At 65.9% G+C, this 22783-nt stretch carries 18 protein-coding genes; 10 read left to right on the forward strand and 8 right to left on the reverse strand.

Translation table 11 applies throughout. The features are described from left to right. Positions 1-5: 5 nt before the first annotated feature. The 6 genes from topA to gltX all read right to left on the reverse strand — a co-directional run bounded on the left by topA (position 6) and on the right by gltX (position 8280). Entirely contained in the window at positions 6-2711 is a 2706-nt protein-coding gene (gene topA, locus AC3G7M_RS11695) for a type I DNA topoisomerase (RefSeq protein WP_489212130.1), read from the reverse strand. 20 nt (positions 2712-2731) lie between these two features. Continuing rightward, positions 2732-3868: a DNA-processing protein DprA gene (gene dprA, locus AC3G7M_RS11700; RefSeq protein ID WP_489212132.1), complete on the reverse strand. Its 1137-nt coding sequence runs from the start codon at positions 3866-3868 to the stop codon at positions 2732-2734. Next, positions 3865-4458 carry a glycerol-3-phosphate 1-O-acyltransferase PlsY gene (gene plsY, locus AC3G7M_RS11705; protein WP_489212134.1) on the reverse strand — a complete coding sequence of 198 codons (594 nt, stop codon included), beginning with the start codon at positions 4456-4458 and terminating at the stop codon, positions 3865-3867. Before plsY ends, dprA begins: the two co-directional genes overlap by 4 nt. Positions 4459-4606: 148 nt before the next feature. Beyond that, positions 4607-5881, reverse strand: coding sequence for a dihydroorotase (locus AC3G7M_RS11710; RefSeq protein ID WP_489216036.1), 1275 nt, complete (start codon positions 5879-5881; stop codon positions 4607-4609). Positions 5882-5904: 23 nt separating this feature from the next. After that, on the reverse strand, positions 5905-6840 hold the full coding sequence (locus tag AC3G7M_RS11715; RefSeq protein ID WP_489212136.1) for an aspartate carbamoyltransferase catalytic subunit: 936 nt from the start codon (positions 6838-6840) through the stop codon (positions 5905-5907). Between the two features lie 27 nt (positions 6841-6867). Then, complete coding sequence (gene gltX, locus AC3G7M_RS11720; protein WP_489212138.1) at positions 6868-8280, reverse strand: glutamate--tRNA ligase; 1413 nt, start codon at positions 8278-8280, stop codon at positions 6868-6870. A 25-nt stretch (positions 8281-8305) separates the two neighbouring features. Between gltX and AC3G7M_RS11725 the strand changes: the two genes are divergently transcribed. The 6 genes from AC3G7M_RS11725 (at position 8306) to AC3G7M_RS11750 (ending at position 15611) form a co-directional block, all read left to right on the forward strand. Beyond that, complete coding sequence (locus AC3G7M_RS11725) at positions 8306-10447, forward strand: ComEC/Rec2 family competence protein (protein WP_489212140.1); 2142 nt, start codon at positions 8306-8308, stop codon at positions 10445-10447. A 108-nt stretch (positions 10448-10555) separates the two neighbouring features. Continuing rightward, a complete protein-coding gene (locus tag AC3G7M_RS11730) occupies positions 10556-11518 on the forward strand; it encodes a sugar-binding transcriptional regulator (RefSeq protein ID WP_489212142.1) in 963 nt (320 codons plus the stop codon). A gap of 129 nt (positions 11519-11647) precedes the next feature. Continuing rightward, complete coding sequence (locus AC3G7M_RS11735) at positions 11648-12952, forward strand: ABC transporter substrate-binding protein (RefSeq protein WP_489212144.1); 1305 nt, start codon at positions 11648-11650, stop codon at positions 12950-12952. 138 nt (positions 12953-13090) lie between these two features. Then, positions 13091-14020 carry a carbohydrate ABC transporter permease gene (locus AC3G7M_RS11740; protein WP_489212146.1) on the forward strand — a complete coding sequence of 310 codons (930 nt, stop codon included), beginning with the start codon at positions 13091-13093 and terminating at the stop codon, positions 14018-14020. Further along, a complete protein-coding gene (locus AC3G7M_RS11745) occupies positions 14017-14844 on the forward strand; it encodes a carbohydrate ABC transporter permease (RefSeq protein WP_489212148.1) in 828 nt (275 codons plus the stop codon). The genes AC3G7M_RS11740 and AC3G7M_RS11745 overlap by 4 nt, the downstream gene beginning before the upstream one ends. Beyond that, complete coding sequence (locus AC3G7M_RS11750; protein ID WP_489212150.1) at positions 14841-15611, forward strand: L-iditol 2-dehydrogenase; 771 nt, start codon at positions 14841-14843, stop codon at positions 15609-15611. The genes AC3G7M_RS11745 and AC3G7M_RS11750 overlap by 4 nt, the downstream gene beginning before the upstream one ends. A 64-nt stretch (positions 15612-15675) precedes the next feature. On the opposite strand, the gene AC3G7M_RS11755 is transcribed toward AC3G7M_RS11750, so the two are convergent. After that, positions 15676-17982, reverse strand: coding sequence for an AsmA family protein (locus AC3G7M_RS11755; RefSeq protein ID WP_489212152.1), 2307 nt, complete (start codon positions 17980-17982; stop codon positions 15676-15678). A gap of 194 nt (positions 17983-18176) precedes the next feature. On the opposite strand from AC3G7M_RS11755, the gene AC3G7M_RS11760 reads away from it, so the two are divergent. Genes AC3G7M_RS11760 through AC3G7M_RS11770 form a run of 3 tightly spaced genes read left to right on the forward strand, consistent with a single transcriptional unit; the run spans position 18177 to position 20756 of the window. Further along, positions 18177-19157 carry an aliphatic sulfonate ABC transporter substrate-binding protein gene (locus AC3G7M_RS11760; RefSeq protein ID WP_489212154.1) on the forward strand — a complete coding sequence of 327 codons (981 nt, stop codon included), beginning with the start codon at positions 18177-18179 and terminating at the stop codon, positions 19155-19157. Continuing rightward, positions 19150-20001, forward strand: coding sequence for an ABC transporter permease (locus tag AC3G7M_RS11765; protein WP_489212156.1), 852 nt, complete (start codon positions 19150-19152; stop codon positions 19999-20001). The genes AC3G7M_RS11760 and AC3G7M_RS11765 overlap by 8 nt, the downstream gene beginning before the upstream one ends. Beyond that, on the forward strand, positions 19998-20756 hold the full coding sequence (locus AC3G7M_RS11770) for an ABC transporter ATP-binding protein (protein WP_489212157.1): 759 nt from the start codon (positions 19998-20000) through the stop codon (positions 20754-20756). Before AC3G7M_RS11765 ends, AC3G7M_RS11770 begins: the two co-directional genes overlap by 4 nt. 9 nt (positions 20757-20765) lie before the next feature. On the opposite strand, the gene AC3G7M_RS11775 is transcribed toward AC3G7M_RS11770, so the two are convergent. Then, positions 20766-21629, reverse strand: a complete 864-nt coding sequence (locus AC3G7M_RS11775) for a helix-turn-helix domain-containing protein (protein ID WP_489212159.1) — start codon at positions 21627-21629, stop codon at positions 20766-20768. 140 nt (positions 21630-21769) lie between these two features. On the opposite strand from AC3G7M_RS11775, the gene AC3G7M_RS11780 reads away from it, so the two are divergent. Next, positions 21770-22765 carry a fatty acid desaturase gene (locus AC3G7M_RS11780; RefSeq protein ID WP_489212161.1) on the forward strand — a complete coding sequence of 332 codons (996 nt, stop codon included), beginning with the start codon at positions 21770-21772 and terminating at the stop codon, positions 22763-22765. The last annotated feature ends 18 nt before the right edge of the window (positions 22766-22783 follow it).

Consider the following 22783-nt stretch of genomic DNA (forward strand, 5'->3'; position numbering starts at 1 on the left):
CGCCGTCAATCTGCGGCTTCGCTGCGGGCCGGCTTGCGCGCCGCAGGCTTTTTCGCCGCAACCGGCTTCTTTGACGCTGCCGGCTTCTTCGGCGCGGCAGTCTTCGGCTTGGCCGCAGCCCCGGTGGCCGCGGCGGCCTTCGTCGCCTTGGGCTTGGCGCGGGCCGCCGTCTTTCCTTTGGCCCCCGCCTTGGGCTTCAGCTCCTTGCCCTTCTCGGCGAGCAGGGTGACCGCTTCCTCCAGCGTAATATCGTCCATCGACACAGTGCGCGGCAGGGTCGCGACGATCTTGCCGTGCTGGGCATAGGGGCCGAAGCGACCCTTCTTGACCAGAATCCCTTCGCCATCCTTGGGATGCGCGCCCAGCGAGCGCACCGAGGCAAGCTTCTTGGCCAGCAGATCGACCGCGCGGTTGGACCCCACGGCGAGCACGTCGTCATCCTTATCCAGCGAGGCATAAACCGCGCCCATGCGGATATAGGGGCCAAAACGGCCGATGGCGGCTTCCATCGGCTCGCCCGTCTCCGGGTGCAGGCCGATCAGGCGCGGCAGGGTCAGCAGACCCAGCGCCTGATCCAGGCTGATGGTCTCGCCGTCCATGCCGCGGGGCAGGGACATGCGCTTCGGTTTTTCTTTCTTGGCCTTCTTGTCTTCGGTGGCCGGCGGCGGTTCGCCGAGCTGCACGTAAAGCCCGTAGGGACCGCGGCGCACGGACACATCCTCGCCCGTATCCGGGTCCTGACCCAGCAGGCGCATGCCCTCCTTCAGCGTCTCCTCGCCTTCCTCTCCGCCATTGACGGCCAGGCGCCGCGTATATTGGCAGGTCGGGTAGTTGGAGCAGCCGATGAAGCTGCCATGGCGGCCGAGTTTCAGGCCCAGACGGCCGTTGCTGCAGGCGGGGCAGACGCGCGGGTCGGACCCGTCGTCCTTGGGCGGGAAGAAATGGCTGCCGAGATCGTCATCCAGCGCATTGATGACATCGGAGATTTTCAGATCCTTGGTCTGATCGACGGCCTCCGAGAAGTCCTGCCAGAAGGCGCGCATCACCGCGCGCCAGTCGGCGCGGCCGTCCGAAATCTCATCGAGCTTCTCTTCGAGATTGGCGGTGAAGCTGTAATCGACATAGCGGTTGAAAAAGCTGCTCAGGAAGGCCGTCACCAGCCGTCCGCGATCCTCCGGCACCAGCCGCTTCTGGTCCAGCCGCACGTAATTGCGATCGCGCAGCACCGAAAGCGTCGAGGCATAGGTGGAGGGGCGGCCGATGCCCAGCTCCTCCATCTTCTTGACCAGAGAGGCTTCCGTGTAGCGCGGCGGCGGCTGCGTGAAATGCTGGCTCGACTTGATGTCGCGCTGAGACAGCGGGTCACCTTCGGTCATCGGCGGCAGCACGCGGCTTTCGTCGTCATCCTCGGCCTGATCGTCGCGGTCCTCGCGATACAGTTTGAGGAAGCCGTCGAAGGCGAGCAGGGAGCCATTGGCGCGCAGCGTATTGCGCGCGCCGTCGCCCATATCCACCACGACCTGGTCGAATTCGGCCTGCGCCATCTGCGACGCGACCGCGCGTTTCCAGATCAGCTCATACAGCCGCGCCTGGTCGTGGCTAAGGTAGCGCGTCATGGTCTCCGGGCGGCGGCCGACATCGGTCGGGCGCACGGCTTCATGCGCTTCCTGGGCGTTCTTCGCCTTGGTACTGTATTCCCGCGGCACGCCCGGCAGGTAGTCCTTGCCGAAATTGTCCCGCACATGGTCGCGAATGGCATGGATGGCCTCGCGGGCCATCTGGACGCCGTCGGTTCGCATATAGGTGATCAGACCGACCGTCTCACCGCCGATATCCACGCCTTCATACAGCTGCTGCGCCACGCGCATCGTCTGCTGCGCGCCGAAGCCGAGCTTGCGGCTGGCTTCCTGCTGCAAGGTCGATGTGGTGAAGGGCGGCATCGGATTACGGCGCGCGCGCTTCCGCTCGATGGTCGAGACCGAGAAGGCACCGGCGGCCACGGCCTGGCGGGCGGCTTCGGCGGTGGCGGCGTTGGGCAGGTCGAACTGCTCGAGCTTGCGGCCATTCAGATGCGTGAGCCGGGCGGAGAAGGGGGCGCCAGCCGGCGTCGCCAGCAGCGCTTCGATCGTCCAATATTCCCGCGCCCGGAAGACCTCGATATCGGCTTCGCGCTCGCAGACCAGGCGCAATGCGACCGATTGCACGCGGCCGGCGCTGCGGCTGCCGGGCAGCTTGCGCCACAGAACGGGGGACAGGGTGAAGCCCACCAGATAGTCCAGCGCGCGGCGGGCGAGATAGGCCTCGATCAGCGGCTGGTCCAGCTCACGCGGCGCGGCCATCGCGGCCGTCACCGCATTGCGGGTGATTTCGTTGAAGGTCACGCGACGGACGGTGACGCCCTTCAGCGCGTTGCGCTCCTCCAGCATGGCGCGGACATGCCAGGAAATGGCCTCGCCCTCGCGATCCGGGTCAGTCGCGAGATAAAGGGTGGTGCCCTTTTTGATGGATTTGGCGATCGCCGAGACCTGGCGGCTGCCGCGCTCGTCGGCCTCCCAGTCCATGGCGAAGTCCTGGTCCGGGCGTACGGAGCCGTCCTTGGGCGGGAGGTCCCGCACATGGCCGAAACTCGCAAGAACCGTATAACCATCGCCAAGATATTTATTGATCGTCTTGGCTTTGGCGGGGGATTCGACGACGACGACGTCCGACATGCTCATCCTGAACTAGGCGCTCATCCGCCCTGATCTGCGATCAGGGCCACACGATTGCCGGGCAAGGACTCGACAAAGCCGCCGAGTTCCAGGTCCAGCAGGGTGGCCACAAGAGCGGCTCTTGTCGTGAACTGGCAGTGTCGGAGCAGATCGTCAACCGATGTCGGTGCGGGACCCAGCACGGCAAGCACGGACGCGCGGATTTTATGGGCCTCGGCCGGGGCCGGCGCGGCATCCTCCCGAAGCGTTTCGGGCGCGACCGGCTGCCGCTGGCGAAAGGAGAAATCGTCAGTCCCCTGCGGCAGCGCCCCCAGCACGTCCTCCGCCGTTTCGGTCAGGCAGGCGCCGCGGCGGATCAGATCATTGCTGCCCTGCGAACGCGGATCGAGCGGGGAACCGGGCACCGCGAAGACCTCGCGCCCCGCTTCCAGGGCAAGCCGCGCCGTGATCAGGCTGCCGGACTGGCGGGCGGCCTCCACCACGACGACGCCGAGTGCGAGGCCCGCGATGATGCGGTTGCGGCGCGGGAAGTGGCGTGCCTGCGGCTCGGTGCCGAGGGGGGCCTCCGTCACCACCGCTCCCTGGGCCGCGATGCGCTTCTGCAGCCCCTCATGCTGGGGCGGATAGGGGCGGTCGATGCCGGTCGCGACGGCGGCGAGCGTCCGGCCCTCAGGCAGGCTGAGGGCCGCTTCATGCGCAGCCCCGTCGATGCCGCGCGCCATGCCCGAGACGATCGTGAGGCCCTCGCGGGCGAGATCGGCCGAGAGGGTGGCCGCGATATGCTGTCCGTTGAGGGAGGCATTGCGGCCGCCGACGATGCCAATGGTGCGCGCGCACAGGTGGCGCGGATCGCCCAGCACGATCAGCACCGGCGGCGCATCGGGCAGCAGCGCCAGCAGGGGCGGATAGCCAGCGTCGCCCAGCGTCAGGAACTGGCCGCCCAGCCTGGTCGTGGCCGCAATCTCATCTTCGACGGTGGCGCGGCTGGGAATCGCGATGCGCGCGCGCCCGGCGCTGCGGGCAAGGCCGGGAAGGGCCTCCAGCACGGCGGGGGCATTTCCGAATCGCGCCATCAGCCGGGCAAAGCCGATCGGCCCCACACCCTCCGTCCGCGCCAACCTGATCCGGTCGACAAGGGCAGAGGGCGGCGCGGTCATGCGGCGCCGATGCGGGGTTCGCTGCCCGCCATCAGGCGGCGGATATTGGCGTGATGTTTCGCCAGCACCAGCAGAGTGATGACCAGCGCCAGCAGCGCATGCGCGGGCCCCGCGAAGATCCAGGCCAGGAAAGGGGCGGCGACGAAGGCGGCGAGCGCCGAGGCCGAGGAAATTTTCGTCACTTTCGCGCCGATCAGCCAGATCAGGCACATCAGCGCGCCGGCCGGCCAGCAGGCGGCGAGCGAAACGCCCAGGCCGGTCGCGACCCCCTTGCCACCGCGGAAGCGCAGCCAGAGCGGTGCCATATGGCCGATGACGGCGAAAAGCCCGGCCCAGAGCCCGGCATGATGCGCTTGCGCCAGCAGCGGCCAATTGGCGGCGATCAGAACGGCGGCCGCACCCTTCAGGCCATCCAGAAGCAGCGTCGCGGCGGCCAGGCCCTTGCGGCCCGTGCGCAGCACATTGGTCGCGCCGATATTGCCGGAACCGATGGTGCGGATGTCTCCGGCCCCGCCGAGGCGGGTCACGATCAGACCGAAGGGAATGCTGCCGAGCAGATAGCCCAAAAGTATCGGAAGGAGGAGGATCACGACGCGATTACCTTTCCCTCGTCATGCGCGTGCTTGACACGCGCATCTACCCGCTCGGGCGCCGAAGCACCGTTTGGGCGCTGAGGCGGGTAGACCCGCGGGACAGGCCCGCGGGTGACTGTTTTTGCACATATGTGATTGGCTGCGCTCATCCAAACACCCGCCGTCCAGCCTTCCAGGTGCCGGTGACGCGGCCTTCGACCGCGCGCCCGTCGAAAGGCGTGTTCTGCGCCTTGCCCGGCAGTTTGCCGGATTCGATCTTCCAGGCGCGGTCGGGATGGAACAGGCAGAGGTCGGCGGCCTCGCCGCGGGCGATGCGGCCCACGGACAGGCCCAGCAGGCGCGCCGGCCCCGCCGTCATCAGCTCAATCGCCCGCATCAGACTGATATGGCCGCTGTGGACCTGCGCGAGCGTAATCGGCAGCAGCGTCGCGATCCCGGTGCCGCCGGCCGAGGCCAGGGCGAAAGGCAGGCGCTTGTCGTCGGCGTCGCGCGGCTGATGGTCGGATGCGATGGCGTCGATCGTGCCGTCCGCCAGCGCCGCCACCACCGCTTCCCGGTCCGCCTCGGTGCGGAGCGGCGGGGACAACTTGGCATAGGTGCGGAAATTGCCGATGGCGATTTCGTTGAGATCGAAATAGGGCGGCGCGGTGTCGCAGGTCACGGCGACGCCTTCAGCCTTGGCCGCGCGGATCAAAGCCAGCGCCGCTCCGGTCGAGACATGGGCGAAATGCAGCCGCCCGCCCGTGTCGCGGGCGAGCGCGATATCGCGCGCCACCTGAATGGCTTCCGCCACCGCCGGGATCGCCGGCAGGCCCAGGCGCGTCGCCAGTTCTCCCTGAGTCGCGGCACCGCCGCCCGCGAGCGATGGGTCCTCGGGGTGCTGCACGATGATGCCGCCGAAGCCGCGCGTGTAGGCCAGCACCAGGCGCATCAGCCTGGCCGGCCCGATCGCCCGCGCGCCATCGGTAAAGGCGACCGCACCGGCTTCCTGCATCAGCCCTAGCTCGGCCATCTGCTCGCCTGCGCAATCGCGCGTCACCGCGCCATACGGATGGATCGAGAGGCTGCCGGTATCCTCGCCGCGCGCAATCAGCGCGCGCACCAGCGCCGGGTCATCGGTCGCCGGCACCGAATCCGGCAGCGCGCACAGGCTGGTAATGCCGCCGGCCGCCGCCGCGCGGCAGACGGATTTGATGGTCTCGCGATCCTCCCGTCCCGGCTCCCCCAATTCCACCCGCATGTCGAACAGGCCGGGGGAGAGGACGCAATCGCGCGCCTCGATAAGCTCGGCGCCCTCCGGCCTGCCTTGGCCGAGGCCGATATCGGCGACGACACCGTTCTGGATCAGAACATCCGCCACCGCATCATGGCCGGTCGCGGGGTCCATCACCCGCGCGCCGGCAATCACCGTGTCGCGCAGGCTCGCCGTGATCATGCCGTTCATCAGTGGCGGCCTCCGGCTGGGACGGCCGGCGGTCGCGACAGCATGTCGAGCACCGCCATGCGCACGGCCACGCCCATCTCCACCTGTTCGCTGATCACGCTATGGCTCGGGTCGTCAGCCACGGCGCTGTCGATCTCGACGCCGCGGTTCATCGGTCCCGGATGCATGACGAGCGCGTCGGGCTTCGCAAAAGCGAGCTTCTGCGCATCCAAACCGAAGAAGCGAAAATACTCGCGACTGCTGGGAAGAAGGTTGCGGGACATGCGTTCTTTCTGCAATCGTAACATCATGACCACATCGGCGCCCTCCAGTCCAGCCGCCATGTCATGAAAGACAGTGACGCCAAGCTCGGCGATGCTGGTCGGCATCAGCGTGGCCGGTCCCACGACGCGTACCGTGCAGCCCATGGCATTGAGCAGATGAATGTTGGAGCGCGCAACGCGGGAATGCGCGACGTCGCCGCAGATCGCGACCGTCAGCCCTTCCAGCTTGCCGCGATGGCGGCGGATGGTCAGCGCATCCAGCAGCGCCTGGGTTGGATGTTCATGCATGCCGTCCCCGGCATTGATGACGGCGGCTTCCACCTTCTGCGCCAGCAGGTTCGGCGCGCCGGACTGGTCATGCCGCACCACCAGCAGGTCGCATTGCATGGCATTCAGCGTCCAGGCGGTGTCGAGCAGCGTCTCGCCCTTTTTTACGCTCGAGGTCGAGACCGACATATTGATCACGTCCGCCCCCAGGCGCTTGCCCGCCAGTTCAAAACTGGTCCGCGTGCGCGTGCTGTCCTCAAAGAACAGGTTGATCAGCGTCCGGCCGCGCAGCCGGTCGCGCTGCGTCTTGCCCGAGCGGTTCAGCAGGGCATAGCTCTCAGCCAGGTTGAGAAGATCACCGATGACGACCGGCGAAAGCCCTTCGATGGCGAGGAGATGGCGCATTGTCTGGTCCTCTTCGGTCTGTCTCGCTCAGCCCTCGCTGACGGCCGCGATGCGCGCCAGCGCCTCGGTGCGGCCCAGGGCCGCGAGCGTCGCGTCGATCGGCGGGCTGGTGGTCGAGCCCGTCAGGGCGGCGCGCAGCGGCTGCGCCACCTGGCCGAGCTTTTTGCCTGCGGCTTCGGCGAAAGCGCGCAGCGCCGCGTCCACACCGGCGGCCGTGAAATCGCTTTCGGCCAGCAGTGGCGCCAGTTCCGACAGCATCTGCCGCGCGTCCAGCGTCAGATGCGCTTCGGCCTTGGGCTCGAAGGGCAAGGGCAGGGGGCGGGCCAGGAAGGCCGCGGCCTGGGCCAGTTCCACCAGCGTTTTCGCGCGTTCTTTGAGGGCTGGCATCAGGGTCAGAATGCGGGCGCGGGCCGTGTCATCCAGCGTCAGGTCGCCATTCTCGGACAGGCGCCGCACCACGTCCTGCGTCAGCCGCGTGTCATCGGCCTGGCGGAGCCACACACCGTTGAGATGGGTAAGCTTGGCATAGTCCATGCGGCTCGCGGCGCGGCCGACGCCGTCCAGGTCGAACAGCGCGATGGCCTCCTCGCGGCTGAGAATTTCGGCATCGCCATGGCCCCACCCGAGACGCAGCAGATAATTGCAGAGGGCCTCGGGCAGAAAGCCCTCGCGCTCGAATTCCAGCACGCTGACGGCACCATGGCGCTTGGAAAGTTTCGCGCCATCCGCGCCGTGAATGAGCGGAATATGGGCGAAGCGCGGCGTCTCCCAGCCCATGGCGCGATAGACCTGGATCTGCCGGAAGGTATTGGTCAGATGGTCATCGCCGCGGATCACATGGGTGATGCCCATGTCATGGTCGTCCACCACCACCGCATGCAGATAGGTCGGCGTGCCGTCGCTGCGCAGGATGATCATGTCGTCCAGCTCGGCATTGCCGACGCGGACGGTGCCCTGCACCAGATCATCGACCTCCGTCACGCCCTCGCGCGGGGCGCGGAGCCTGATGGCGAAGGGCGCGCCCTCCGGCGCTTCGGCCGGGTCGCGGTCGCGCCAGCGGCCGTCATAGCGGGGCGGGCGGCCGGCGGCGGTCGCGTCGGCGCGCATCTGGTCCAGCTCCGCCTTCGTCGCATAGCAACGATAGGCGCGGCCCTCGCCCAGCATCTGCAGCGCGACCTCGCGGTGCCGCGCCTCCCGCGTCGACTGATAGACCGGCGGCGCGTCGGAGGTCAGGCCCAGCCAGGCGAGGCCGTCCAGGATCACCTGGGTCGCCTCGGCGGTCGAGCGGGCGCGATCGGTATCTTCGATGCGCAGCACGAATTCGCCGCCGTGATGGCGGGCAAACAGGAAATTGAACAAGGCGGTACGGGCGCCGCCGATATGCAGCAGCCCCGTGGGGCTGGGGGCGAAGCGCGTGCGGATAAGGGGCTTGTCGGTCATGACGGCTGCTTAAAGCATTTCGCCCTTGGCTGAAAACGTCCGCGCGCGCCTGACGGCCCCCTTTCTGACGCGATGGCGACCGGCGCTTTCGGCGCTTGTGGAAAACTGGATAGTGGCCGAACAAGGTCGCTTCTTGCCCTGGCTGCCGGTCTTCATCGCGCTGGGCAATCTTTCATTCTTTTCTGCGAGCCGCATGCCGGCTGGCTGGGTCGGCCCGCTTCTCCTGCTTTTGGCGAGTGCAACGCTGCCGCTGCTCTGGCGTAGCTTCCTCGGCCGGCCGGCTGCCCTCTGCCTCTGTGCGGCAGCGCTGGGCTTCGCCGCCGCCAGCCTTAAAACCCATGCCATGCCGCCGATGCCCGATCTGCCCCGCCGCGCGGTGCTGGTCGTCGGTCTGGTCGCGGCGGTCGATCCGCTGCCCGAGGGGCGGCGCGTGCTGCTGACCGGTGTCAGGCTCGGACCGGAGGCGGAGACCTGGCGGCGCAGCCTGCGCATCCGGCTGCGCACGAAAGACACGCAGCCGATCGAGCCGGGTGACCGGCTGTCTCTCCGCGCTTTGCTGCATCCGCCCTATGCGCCCAGCTTCCCCGGCGGCTGGGACCAGCGGCGGGACGCCTTCTTTCAAAATCTGGGCGGGGTGGGCTTCGCGCTGGAGATTGCCCGGCGCATCCAGTCTGTGCGTCCCAGCGGTCTGGCCGGCTGGTGGCAAGGTATGCGTGAGGGCGTAGCCGCGCGCGTGATCGCGGCTGTTCCCGGCACCGCCGGCGGGGTCGCCGCGACGCTGCTCACCGGTCTCAACTCGGCCATTCCGCTCAGCGACCGCCAGGCCTTCTCCACCGCCGGCCTGTCCCATATCCTGGCGGTCGCGGGCCTGCATATCGGCATCGTCATGACCACCGTCTTCGTCAGCCTGCGCTTCGCCCTGGCGCACTGGCCCTGGGTCGCGCTGCGCTATCCGATCAAGCAGATCGCAGGCCTGGCGGCCATCGCGGTGGGCGGCTTCTACATGGCGATGACCGGCATGCATCTGCCCATCATCCGCAGCTTCGTCATGGCGGCGCTGGTCACGCTGGGCTTGCTCGCCGGCCGGCGGGCCATTTCCATGCGGGGCCTCGCCGTCGCGGCGACGCTCTTGCTCCTCCTGCAGCCGCAGTCGCTCGGCGGCGTCAGCTTCCAGATGAGTTTTGCCGCCGTGCTGGTGCTGATCGCGGGCTACGAGCAGCTGCAGCGTGCGCCACCCGGCTTCCTGCGTCACCGTCCCGGCGTTATCGGCTTCCTGGTGCGGGATCTGGGCTTCGTGATGACCACCAGCATCCTCGCCTCGATCGCGACCGCGCCCTTCGCCGCTTATCATTTCGGCCAGATCGAGACCTATTCCATCCCGGCGAATATGCTGGCCGTGCCGTTGACGGCCTTCTGGGTGCTGCCCTGCGGGCTGCTGAGCTACTGCCTGATGCCGCTGCATCTGGCCTGTCTCGGCCTGGTGCCGATGGGCTGGGGCTGCGCTGCCTTGGTCTGGGTGGCGCGCACCGCATCCTCACTGCCCGCCGCCGCCATCGCCGTGCCGCCGGTGCCGCTCTGGGGTCTGCTCCTTTCGGGCTTCAGCCTCGTCTGGCTCTGTCTGTGGCAAAGCCGCGGGCGGCTGATCGCGGTGCCGCCCTTGCTGTTCGCGGTGTTCCTTCTCCCGGCGCTATCGCGGATGCCCGACATTCTGGTCGCGCCCGATTTCCGCCTCATCGCATTTCGCATGCCGCATGCGGTCTATCTTGTCTCGACCGCCAAAGACCCATTTACGCTCCAGGACTGGCGCCGCTTCTTCGGCGCCCGGCCGATGCGGCCTTGGCCGGACGGTGGCGCGCCGGGCATAGACTGCGCCAGCCAGGGCTGCGTCCTCGCCCAAAACGCGCGCGCGCGCACGCTCTTCTGGCGCGGGGATACCCAGCCCGCCGATTGCAGCGACGTCGGCTTCATCTTCAGCCTGGATTACTGGGACGCCCCGCCACAGGGCGCCTGCGCGCTGACGCCCTTCGTCGACCGCAGCCTGGTGCAAAGGGCGGGCGCGGTCGCCGTCTATCTGGGCGCCCGTCCGCGCATCGTCACCGACCGGCCGGCCCGCGGCGACTGGCCCTGGCTGCCCTCCGCGCATCCTGTCCGCAGAAACCAGCCCTGATCCTCCGGTAGGGCCTTGGCAAATGCCCGCAATCCGAGCATTACTTCGTCCGAAGGATGCGATGACATCCGTGGAGCGTTCATGGCGGATCAGTCGCCGGATAGATCAATGGTGGATACGCGATCCCGTCAGGGCTTGCGGCTGGAACAGGCGGCCCGTGCAGCCTGGCTCTACTATGTCGGCCGTCATACGCAGGATGAGGTCGCCGCCCAGCTCAATATTTCCCGGCAGGCCGCGCAGCGTCTGATCTCCCTCGCCCTCAGCGAAAGACTGATCAAATTCCGCTTCGATCACGAAGTCGGTCCCTGCATGGAAGCGGGTGACGCGCTCGCCCGCCGCTACGGACTTTCTCTCTGCGAAGTGGTGCCGACGATGGGAAACCCCGCGGCGACACTTGGCTCCATTGCCATAGCCGGGGCGCAATTCATCGAAAAGTGGCTGTCGCAACGCACGCCCGTCGTGATGGGTCTGGGCACTGGCCGCGCGCTGCGCGCCATCGCGAATGAGCTTTCACCCATTGCTGCGCCGCAGCATAAGGTGTTTTCGCTCTGCGGCAGTATTCTGCCCATGGGCCGTGCCATCGCGCTTGACCCTGTCTTGCGTGTGGCTGAGCTTTCCGGCGCGCAATGCTTCTCGCTGCCCTGTCCCGTGATCGCGGCGACGGTTGAGGAGCGGGAAGTGTTGCAGAAGCAACAGCCCTACGCGACCATGCGGGAACTTCTGCCGCAAGCGCGCTGTCTGCTGGTCGGCGTCGGCTCCATCGATTGGAAATGTGCGCTGCACAATGACGGATGCGTCTCCGATCTGGAACTCGCAGCTCTGATCGAAGATGGCGCCGTCGGAGAGATTTGCGGCTGGTCCTTCGATGCGCAGGGCAAGATCCTCGGTGGCCCCGTGAACGAACGTGTTGTGGGAATCTGGGAGCATGCATTGTCGACGCAGGCCTTGCGCATCGGGGCGGCCTTCGGTTCCCAGAAAGTGGCGGCGATCAGGGCCGCCATGGTGGGAAAGATGATCGACGGGCTGCTGACCGACGAAGCAACGGCGCAAGCCCTTCTGGCAGAAGGGTGACGCTTTACGCGGGCCGCGGGAAGAACACTTGACAGTCCTGTCAGGTCTTGATGTTCTGCCCGCGGTCTGAGCATACGCTCGATCCAACGAGCGTCGTCCACAAGTGGCTAAAACAATAGGGAACGGAACATGCGTCTAAGAGCGATCGCCGCCTTCGCGGTGGCACTTCTATCCGGCACCTGCTTCGCGCAGGCCGCGACCATCACCATCGCGACCGTCAACAACTCGCAGATGGTCACCATGCAGAAGCTCTCCTCGACCTGGGAGCAGAAGACCGGCAACCACATCAACTGGGTGGTTCTGGAAGAAAACGTGCTGCGCCAGCGCGTGACGACCGATATCGCGACCCATGGCGGTCAGTTCGATATCGTGACGCTGGGCTCCTACGAGGCGCCGCTCTGGGGCAAGCAGGGCTGGCTGAAGCCGCTCGATGGCATCACCGGTTATGACTACAAGGACGTCTTCCCCTCCGTCCTGCAGTCGCTCAGCCAGGGTGGCAAGCTCTATGCCCTGCCGTTCTATGCGGAAAGCTCCTTCACCTATTACCGCAAGGATCTGTTCCAGCAGGCCGGGTTCACCATGCCTGACCACCCCACCTATGCGCAGATCGATCAATACGCCGCCAAGCTGACCGACAAGTCGAAGCAGCAATACGGCATCTGCCTTCGCGGCAAGCCCGGCTGGGGCGAGAACATGGCCTTCTTCGACACGCTGCTGAACACCTATGGCGGCGAATGGTTCGACAAAAGCTGGAAGGCGCAGCTCGACACCAAGCCCTGGCATGACGCGCTCGCCTTCTACATCCATCTGCTGCGTGACTACGGCCCGCCGGGCGCCAGCTCCAACGGCTTCAACGAAAACCAGGCCCTCTTCTCCACTGGCCATTGCGCCATGTGGATCGACGCGACCTCGGGCGCTGGCCTGATCTACGACAAGAACAGCAGCCAGGTGTACGACAAGACCGCCTTCACCGCGGCCCCGGTCGATGTGACGCCGAACGGCTCGCATTGGTTCTGGGCCTGGGCTCTGGCCGTGCCGGCGACGTCCAAGCAGGAAGCGACCGCGAAGGACTTCATCGCCTGGGCGACCTCGAAGGATTACATCGACCTTGTCGGTGAAAAGGAAGGCTGGACGACGCTGCCCCCCGGCACGCGCCTCTCCACCTATGCCAATGCTGACTATCTGAAGGCCGCACCCTTCGCCGGTGCCGTCAAGACCGCCATCGAAACCGCGGATCTCGATCACCCGACCCTGAACCCGGTGCCCTATACCGGTATTCAGTATGTCTCGATCCCGGAATTCGAATCGATCGGCACGACGGTCGGCCAGCTCGTGGCCGCGGCTCTCACCGGCCAGCAGAGCGAGGATAGCGCGCTCAAGCAGGCTCAGTCCTCCGTGGCCTCGACCATGGATCAGGCGGGCTACACGCAGTGATCTGCGGCTGAACCAGGACGACGCGGCCCGGAACTCTGTGTTCCGGGCCGCGTCTCTCTCGCGGGCGGACCCGGATTGCGCTGCACCTGTCTCCAGGACGGTGCAGGGGCAGTCGCCTTGGGACCGGAAAGGATCGTCATGAGTGTTACGACTGTGAGCGGAGGGGCATCGGCTTCACCCAGCCCGCGCCAGAAAAAGAAGGGTCCGGGTGGTGGCGTCAATACGCTGCCGTTGCTCGCCCCGTCCGTCATCCTGCTGGTGATCTGGATGATCGTGCCCCTGGCCATGACGCTCTTTTTTGCGTTCCGCCGCTACAATCTGCTCAACCCGATGATCCACGGCTGGGCGGGATTGCGTAACTTCAAATATCTGTTTGAAGATCCGGCGCTGCTCCATTCGCTGGTGGTCTCGGTCATCATCGTCGTCGGCGTCATTCTCATCACGGTCTGCCTCGGCGCCGTGCTGGCAGCTATCTTCAACCAGCCCTTCCGCGGCCAGGGCATTGCCCGCGTGCTCATGATCTCCCCGTTTTTCGTCATGCCCACGGTCTCGGCGCTGGTCTGGAAGAACCTGCTGCTCGATCCCGTCAGCGGCCTCTTCGCGGCGATGTTCCGCATGGTCGGCCTGCAGCCGGTCGCCTGGTTCAGCGTCTTTCCGCTCGGCTCGGTGATGACCATCCTCTGCTGGGAATGGCTGCCTTACGCCTTCCTCATTCTGTTCACGGCCCTGCAGTCGATGGATGAGGAACAGCTCGAAGCGGCGCGGCTGGATGGCGCCACGCCCATCGACATCTTCTTCAGCATCCAGCTGCCGCATATGGCGCGCGCCATTTCGGTCACGATCATGATCGAGATGATCTTCCTGCTCAGCGTCTTCGCGGAAATCTATGTCACCACGGGTGGCGGTCCGGGCTATGCGACCACGAACCTGACCTTCCTGATCTATCAGCGTGCCCTGCTGGCCTTCAATGTCGGCGGCGCCTCGGCTGCCGGCGTCATCGCCATCATTCTCGCCAATATCGTCTCCGCGTTCCTGACGCGCAGCGTCGCCAAGAGGCTTGAGGTATGAGTTACGGTGTCGCGAAAAAAAGCAGCCCCGTTGCAGGCACCATCGCCTGGGTCGTGGCGCTGCTCATGTTCTTCCCCATCGCCTGGATGGTGCTGGCCAGCTTCAAGACGGAAGTGCAGGCGGTGCAGACGCCGCCGCTGATCTTCTTCTCGCCGACGCTGGTCAACTACCGGGATATCTTCTCGGAAGCGAATTATCTGCAATTCGCCTGGAACAGCATCGCGATTTCGGTAGGCGCGACCGTGCTGTCGCTCATCATCGGCGTGCCGGCGGCCTTCTCCATGGCCTTCTACCCGACGCACCGCACCCGCGGCCTGCTGCTCTGGATGCTCTCCACCAAGATGCTGCCCGCCGTCGGCGTGCTGGTGCCGATCTATCTTCTCTGCCGCGATGCCGGCCTGCTCGACAGCAAGACCGCGCTCATCATCATCAATATGCTGAGCAATCTGCCGATCGCGATCTGGATGCTCTATACCTTCTTCCGCGACCTGCCGAAGGACATCATCGAGGCCAGCCGCATCGACGGCGCTAATCTGCGCCAGGTTCTCGTCCATGTGCTGCTGCCGCTGGTCATGCCCGGCATTGCCTCCACCGGTCTGCTGGGCATCATCCTCTGCTGGAACGAGGCTTTCTGGAGCCTCAATCTCACCGCCCATAGCGCCGCACCGCTCACCGCCTTCATCGCCAGCTTCTCCGCGCCCCAGGGTCTGTTCTGGGCGAAACTCTCCGCCGCCTCCGTTCTCGCCATCGCGCCTATTCTCATCTTCGGCTGGATCAGTCAGAAGCAGTTGGTCAGCGGACTGACATTTGGAGCGGTTAAATGAGGCTTGAGAATAAGGTTGCCGTCATTACAGGCGGGGCGCGTGGTATTGGCCGCGCGATCGCCACACGCTACGCGGCCGAAGGCGCGCGTGTCGTGCTGGCCGATATCAATGGGGTGGAAGCGGAAACGGTCGCCGGGGAAATCGGGCATGGCGCCATCGGCGTCGGGCTGGATGTGACGAAGCAGGCGTCGATCGATGCCATGGTCGCCTCCGTCGTCGCGCGTGCCGGTCGGATCGATATCCTGGTCAACGGCGCCGGCATTTTTGAGATGGCGCCGGTGCTGGAAGTGACGCGCGACAGCTACGCCAAGCAGTTCGCGGTCAATGTCGAAGGGCTGCTCTTCACCCTGCAGGCGGTGGCACGCCAGATGGTCGCCCAGGGTGAGGGCGGCAAGATCATCAATTTCTCCTCCCAGGCCGGCCGACGGGGAGAGGCACTGGTCGCCGTTTACTGTGCGTCAAAGGCCGCCGTCATCAGCCTGACGCAGAGCACGGCCCTCGGCCTCATCAAATACGGCATCAATGTCAACGCCATCGCGCCGGGTGTCGTCGATACGCCGATGTGGGACGTGGTCGATGCGGCTTTCGCCAAATACGAAAACCTGCCCCTGGGTGAGAAGAAGCGCCAGGTCGGTGCGGCGGTGCCTTATGGCCGCATGGGCTACCCGGAAGATATGACCGGCGCCGCGGTCTTTCTGGCGAGCAAGGATGCGGATTACATTGTCGCCCAGACGCTCAATGTCGATGGCGGCAACTGGATGAGCTGAGTTTCCGCGCAGCACGGACGATGAAAAGGGGCCGCCATCGCGGCCCCTTTTCTTTGGCGCGTCGTCAACCCTTGGCCGGCACAAGCCCGTTATCGGCGCAGGTTTTGGGCTTGTCGCCGCCGAACAGCGCGTCAAGCAGAATCCCCACCTTTTGCAGCGCCCCGGCATCGAGCTGGCCCTTCGCGTCGCGGAACGGCCCGTTCACCACAACCGGCACCGAGACGGCGGAGCCGGACACCTGGGCGAGGGGATTGAGCTTGAGCGCCAGTGTCTCTCGCCCCAGATCGACCTCGCCCTGGCCATCCATCTGCAGATAGGTGCTGCTGAGCGCGAGCGTGCTGAGCTGTGCCACACCTTTTGAGATCTTGCTGACGATGCCGAAGCAGCGGATGCGTGTCTCTCCCTGGGTCGGCACGGCAATGTTCAGCGCTTTAAGCGACGCGTCGGCGAGTGCGATCAAGGCCCGGTTGCTGATGCTCCCGGCCCCCATCGTGGCAGAGAGTTGACCGCTGAGCGTGGCCGCGATCGCATGCGGGCTCGCCCCCGCCGCGGAGAGATCGGCATCCACGCGCAGCGTGCCGGTCGCAGGGCCCGGCACGCCGAAACGCTGGATGAGCAGGGCCACCGGCAGGTCCGGCGCCCGCAGCACCAGACGCATACTGGGCGGGTTGACGGAGGCGTTCGCCAGGAATGATCCCTCAACCGCGCCGCCGAGAAGGCCGGCCTGCATCCGGTCAAGCGCCAGTTGTCCGTTCTTCAGCTTCACGGCCAGGCCGACCTTGGGCCAGGACTGGCCCTGGAAGGTCAGCGTGCCGACCGTGCCGGAGACGTCGATGGCTGGTCCCCGCAGCGCTTGCCAGAAGGGCAACGCCTTGTCGGAGAAGACCGGCCCGGCCACGCCCGAGGGGGCGGCAGGGGAGACGCCAAGCCCCAGTGCCTTCAGCAGCGCGTCGAGATCGAGACGGGTCGAGGTCAGCTGCGCCGTCACGGCGACGCCCCCACCCAGGCCGAAGCTCGCACTGCCGGCAAGGTCTCCGGCTGAGGCCGTCAGCTTGGCGCCGGTCAGGCCAAGGGTTTTGAGATCCGCCGGCAGGGTCACCGCGCCGGTGAAATGCGTCTTGGTCAGCGCCGGCAGGGCGGGAGAGATAAGCGGCCGCAGGCGCGATAGTTCGGGCGTGTCCAGCACCACCTGGGCGCGCAGGCCGGCGAAGGTCGTGGTATCGGCGGAGACTTGGCCGTTCAGATGCAGCCGCGCCGGGTCGGTCGCCAGCGCGGTCGCATCCATGGTCACCGGCACCGTGTTCTGTCCGTCGAGATGCTCGGGCACGCCGACTGCGGACGCCAGCGTGAAAGGCACGCCCGCGTAGCGCCCTTGGCCTTTCACCTGTGCCGTGCCCCCGGCCTTGTCCAGCGTCGCACTGACCGCGCCCAGCGTGAGGTCTGGGATGATCTTGCTGAGATCGGCGCTGCCGATCTGCACTGTGGTCTGGCCGATCACCGGCAGATCGCCGCGCACCGGTCCATTGGCGATATGCGTTGCGACCGAAAAATCATGCAGGGGCGGCAGGCGCATGGCCGGAAGCAGGGCGTTGAGCGATTCGAGCGCGGGTGCGGCCGCCGTGACGGACAGGTCATAGCCGCCGGCCAGCGTCATGGTGCCGGTCGCATCGGCGCGCGTCGCCAAAGCGCGGAAATGCATCTCGGTACGCCAGGGATCGGCGGCCTGACCGGTGGGCGTCGCCTTCAGGGCCAGGTCGAACGGCGCGAAATCCGAATAGACGAGGGTGGAGACCAGATCGAACGGTGCCCGATCGTGCGGATGCGTCACCGTGAGGGTGCGGATGCCGATGACATTGGTGCGCGCTGGCAGCCGCGTGGTGACCATGCCGTTGACGATATGGAGATGCCGGATGCGCAGCTGGGGGTGAAACCAGCTGGGGATGGCGGAGGGCGCGCTGGTCGCCGCTGTGTCAGCCGTCGATTGGAAGAGCCAGTTCGGCTGCCCCTTCACCTCCTCGAACAGAATATTGGGTCCGGTGAGATCGAGCTGGGTCACCTCGATACGCTGGCGCAGCAGCGCCAGCAGCGAAATCTGGGCCCGGATCTTGTCCACCCGCACCATATAATCGCGCGATCCGCCGGGCAGATTGCTCAGCCGCACCTGGCTCACTTCGATCCAGGGGGAGAGTGAGCGGCTGACGCGGATGGGGCCGTCCAGCGTCAGGGTTCGGCCCGTCGCCCGCTGCACGGCGGCCGCGATGGCGGGTTTCAGGTCATTCGGGTCGGCCAAAGCGAGGGCGAGACCGATGGCGGCGGCCGGCAGCACAACGATCACGGCAAGGGCAGAAAGCAACCAGGCGCGGCGGGACAAGCGCACTTCCTCTGTCAGGTCCGTTCAGATGATCCCGTTTGCCCATTCTCTGCCGGTTTAGGCAACTCACGACCTTGGGCTGATATTCTCCCTAAAACGAGTGGTGTAGAGAAATTCCCTCACAAATGTTCGGGCTATTGATTCACGCCGCAAAGTACGGAGATATAAGCCCATTCTGATTTGGAAATACGATAATGATTAGTGTAAATCGTCGTGCCCTTCTCGCCGCGGGCCTTGGCGCCACCACCCTGCCGCTCTTCGCCATCGGCCGGGCGCGGGCTGCGCTGCCGGACCAGATCACCATCGATTATGCCTATTACAGCCCGCTCAGCCTGCTGCTGAAGAATAGCGACGCGCTGAAGCAGGTGCTGCCCGATACCAAGGTCAATTTCGTGCTGAGCCAGGGCAGCAACAAGGCGCTGGAGTTTTTGCGTGGCCGCGCCATCGTGCTGGGCTCGGCCGCGGGCTCCGCCACGCTGCTGGCGCGCGCCAACGGCACGCCGGTGCAGACCGTCTATGTCAATGACCGGGCTGAGACGACGGCGCTGGTCACCAAAAAGGCATCTCCTATCCAGACGGTCGCTGACCTCAAGGGCAAGAAGGTCGCAGTGACACCGGGGACCGAACCCTATGCCTTCCTGCTCCAGGCGCTGGCCGGGGCCGGGCTCAAACCCTCCGACATCACCATCGTGCCGCTGCAGCACCCGCTGGGCCATGCCGCGCTGAATCGCGGTGATGTGGATGCCTGGGCGGGGCTCGACCCCTTCATGGCGGAAGGGCAGCTGCAGAACGGCGACCGGCTTTTCTACCGCAACACCGCCATCATCACGCCGAACGTGCTGGTGGTGCGCGAGGATTACGCGGCGAAACAGCCCGACGTCATTCTCAAGCTGCTGCAGGCCTATGAGATCGTGCGCAAGCAGGCGCTGGCCAACCCGGATCTGCTGGTGACCAATCTGGTCAAGGAAGCAAACCTCACGCCGGATGTCGCCAAGTTGGAACTGTCGCGCCAGAGCTTCGCCAACCCGGTGCTGGACGATGCGGGGGCTGCCAAAATCGCCGCCGATGGCGCGATCTTCCAGAAATTCGGCTTCATCAAGCCGGATGTCGATATCAAGCAGACGGTGGCCGCGCTGAACAACCGGCATTTTGTGGATCAGCTCGTCAATGGCTGAGCGGACAGTCTCGGCCGACGCCCTTCAGGCGCCCGGCCGGGCTGAAGCGCGGTCACGCGCGCGGCTCCGGCTGCCCGGTCTCGGCTGGGCGATCGGTCTGATCGTGCCGGCTCTGCTCTTGTTGCTGTGGCAATCCGCGGCCCAGCACCAATGGCTGGATGCCGACATTCTGCCGTCACCCGGCACCGTCGCGGGGACCTTCTGGTCGATGCTGCAGAATGGCACGCTGCTGACCGATATCGCCGTCACGGTCTATCGCCTGGCCCTGGGCTTTGTCATCGGCACGGCGGCCGGCACCGTTGCTGGCCTGCTCACCGGGTCTATGCCGTTCGCACGCCGCCTGCTGGACCCGATGCTGCAGGCGCTGCGCAGCGTGCCCTCGCTGGCCTGGGTGCCGCTGTTCATCCTGTGGTTCGGCATCTATGACACGTCAAAGGTCATTCTCATCGCGGTCGGGGTGTTCTTTCCGATCTATCTCAATCTCATGGCAGCGATCGCGGGCGTCGACCGCAAGCTGATCGAGGTCGGCCGCGTGCATGACTATGGCTGGCTGCGGCAGATGCTGCGCATTCAGCTGCCCGCCGCCCTGCCGCTCTATCTCACCGGCATTCGCGGCGGCCTCGGGCTCGGCTGGATGTTCATCGCCTCGGCCGAAATGATGGGCGCGAATAACGGCCTCGGCTTTATCCTCACCAATGGCGAGGAGATCGGCCGGCCCGATCAGATCATCGTCGCCATCCTCGCCTTCGCCGTGCTGGGCAAGTCGACCGACTGGCTGCTGGCGCGCGGCGCCGCCCGTCTGACAGCCTGGCAGGATACCCTGCATCCAGAGACCGGGGCATGAGCAACCGTCTGGAGATTTCCGGCCTCACCAAGGCCTTCGGCACGGCCGCCCCCGTGCTCGGCCCGGTATCGCTGACGCTGGAAGGTGAGGGGATCACCGCCATCATCGGCCGCAGCGGCAGCGGCAAAAGCACCTTCCTGCGCTGCCTCTCGGGGCTGGAAACGCCGACCCGCGGCACGGCCCTGCTGGGCGGCCGCCCCATCCGCCCGGCCGAGGTCGGCTATGTCTTTCAGGAGCCGCGGCTGATGCCCTGGCTGACCGTCCGGCGCAATATCGCCTTCGGCCTGACGCACCCGCCGAAGGCCGAGCGTGACGCGGCGGTCGCGGCGGCCATGGAACTCGTCGGCCTCTCCGCAGCCGCAGACTATTTGCCGAAGCAATTGTCGGGCGGCATGGCGCAGCGGGTGGCGCTGGCGCGCGCTCTGGCACCGCGCCCCGATCTGCTGCTGCTGGATGAGCCGCTGAGCGCGCTCGATCCGCTGACGCGGGAGAAGATGCAGGACCATATCCTGCATATCGCCCAGCATGTCCGCGCCACCATCCTGTTGATCACGCATGATATGGATGAGGCGCTGGCGCTCGCCCGCCGCGTCATCGTGCTGCGCGGACCGCCCGGCCGGGTCGTGCTTGATATCGACATCCCCGGCGATGACCCGGACTATGCCTTCCCGCGTGACCGTACCAGCGCTGGCTTCCAGGCGCTACGCCGCCGGCTGATCGACGCGCTGGAGCAGCACGCGCTCGCGGCCGAATAGCTCATCCCGTCAGCGGCACAGCTGCCGCAACCCGCGCAGATGGTCCGGCATCTGGCGCGGCTCCACTTTCGCGGCGCGCAGCAGCTGGTCGAAATGGCCGATCAGGGACCGGATATGGTCGCGGCTCTGCATCACCAGAAAGGACTGGCCGATATAGATGGCGGCGCGTGCCGGGCCGAAGATGGTGATGGGCGCCGAATACATCTCCCGCCCGTCATACAGAAACCACCGGAAGCGCGGGTAAAGCTCGTCGCAGAGGTCGATCAGGTGGTCCAGCTGCGCCCGCCGCACAGGGGCCGGCAATCCCTGCCAGCGCCCGCCGCCACGGGCGAAGCTTTCCATCATATGGGCCGGGGTCGCGGCTTCCATATCCGTCTCCGGCCGGCGCAGATAGTCGAGCCGTGACTGCGTGATCTCCATCCGCCGCTGCGGCGACAGGGTGGTGAAGTTTTCGTATTCAAAGGCGATCACAGCCTCTGTCTTCAGCACGTCCGGGAAGCTCACCGGCACATGGCGGATCTTGTAGCCGGCGGCTTCCTCCAGCCAGCGCACGAGGCGCTCATCGACCGGAGAGACCGCGTCGCGCTCGAAGCTCAGCGTATCCGTCAGCAGTCCGGGTTCGGCGATTTCGACATCGCGCAGGCCCAGCAGCCAGTCGAGCGAGACCTGACCCAGCCGCGCGATGCTGGCGACCGATTCCAGCCGCGGCAGGCGGTCATTCGCCGGTGACAGCAGCTGCGACAGAGTGGACCGGTCGATTCCCACGCGTGTCGCGAAGGCGCTTTGGTTGAGCCCCGACCGGGTCATGACGGTCATCAGCCTTTCCCGGAACAGGCGGACAAGCTCGGCACGGTCAGTGGAGGTGAAGGTCATGTGGGAGTTTATAAACTAATGTGTGGAAACGCACCATAAAGGGTGGATTCGTGGCTAATGTCACGCAAGATGCGCATTATCTACGCTCACGAAGTGGTTTGGTCATTGATCCTAAATGTTTCACCGCTCAGGATCGGAATATGTCCAACCGGTTCCCCGCATCGCAACCGCCTGTCGCCACCATCGAATGGCCGACGGTCGTGCTGTGCCTTTTGATCTATGGCGGCTGGGCGGCGCTGACCTTTTTTCATCGTAACATTCCCTGGCCGCTTTTGCTTCTAGGCGGCAGCTGGATCATCGCCTGGCACATGTCGCTGCAGCATGAATTGCTCCATGGCCACCCGACGCGCTCGCGCCGCATCAATGATGCGCTCGGCTTTCCGCCGCTGACGCTATGGTTGCCGTATCATATCTACCGTCTCAGCCATCTGCGCCATCACCGGGACGAGCATCTGACCGACCCGCTGGAAGATCCCGAAACCTATTATCTCACTGAGGACCGTTTCGGCCGCCTCGGTCTGCTGGCGCGCGCCTTTCTGCGCTTCAGCAATACGTTTTTTGGCCGCATCACTTTTGGCTCCTTGCGCAGCGTGGCGATTTTCTTGTTTCTGCATCTGGGTGCCTGCCTGCGCGGCAACCGGGCGGAGCTGCGCATCTGGCTGCCGCATGCGCTGGGCGTCGCCGTCGTGCTGGTCTGGGTGATGGGCGTCTGCCACCTCCCGCTCTGGACCTATCTGCTGTGCTTCGTCATTCCCGGCCGCATGCTCGCTTCGATACGCGCCTTCGCCGAGCACAGGGCGGCGCCGGCCCAATCCGAACGGACGGCGATCGTCGAGAATGCGCCAATCCTCGGACTGTTGTTTCTCCACAACAATCTTCATGTCGTGCATCATGATGCGCCGGGCATGCCCTGGTATCGCATCCCGGCCTATTACCGGGCGCATCGAACTGAGATCGTCCGGGCCAATGGCGGTCTGGTCTATGACGGCTACCTGGATGTCGCGCGCCGCTATCTCGTGACCCCGCATCACCGCGGCCCGCATCCCGGTTTCATCGCCTCGCGGGCTGAACTGCCGCAGCCGCGCCCTGCGCCGGTGGCCTCGCCCGCAGCCGCGCAGATGGGTGCGGGGGACTGAGGCAGGCTAGGCAATGGC

Source organism: Acidisoma sibiricum (genome assembly GCF_057837225.1).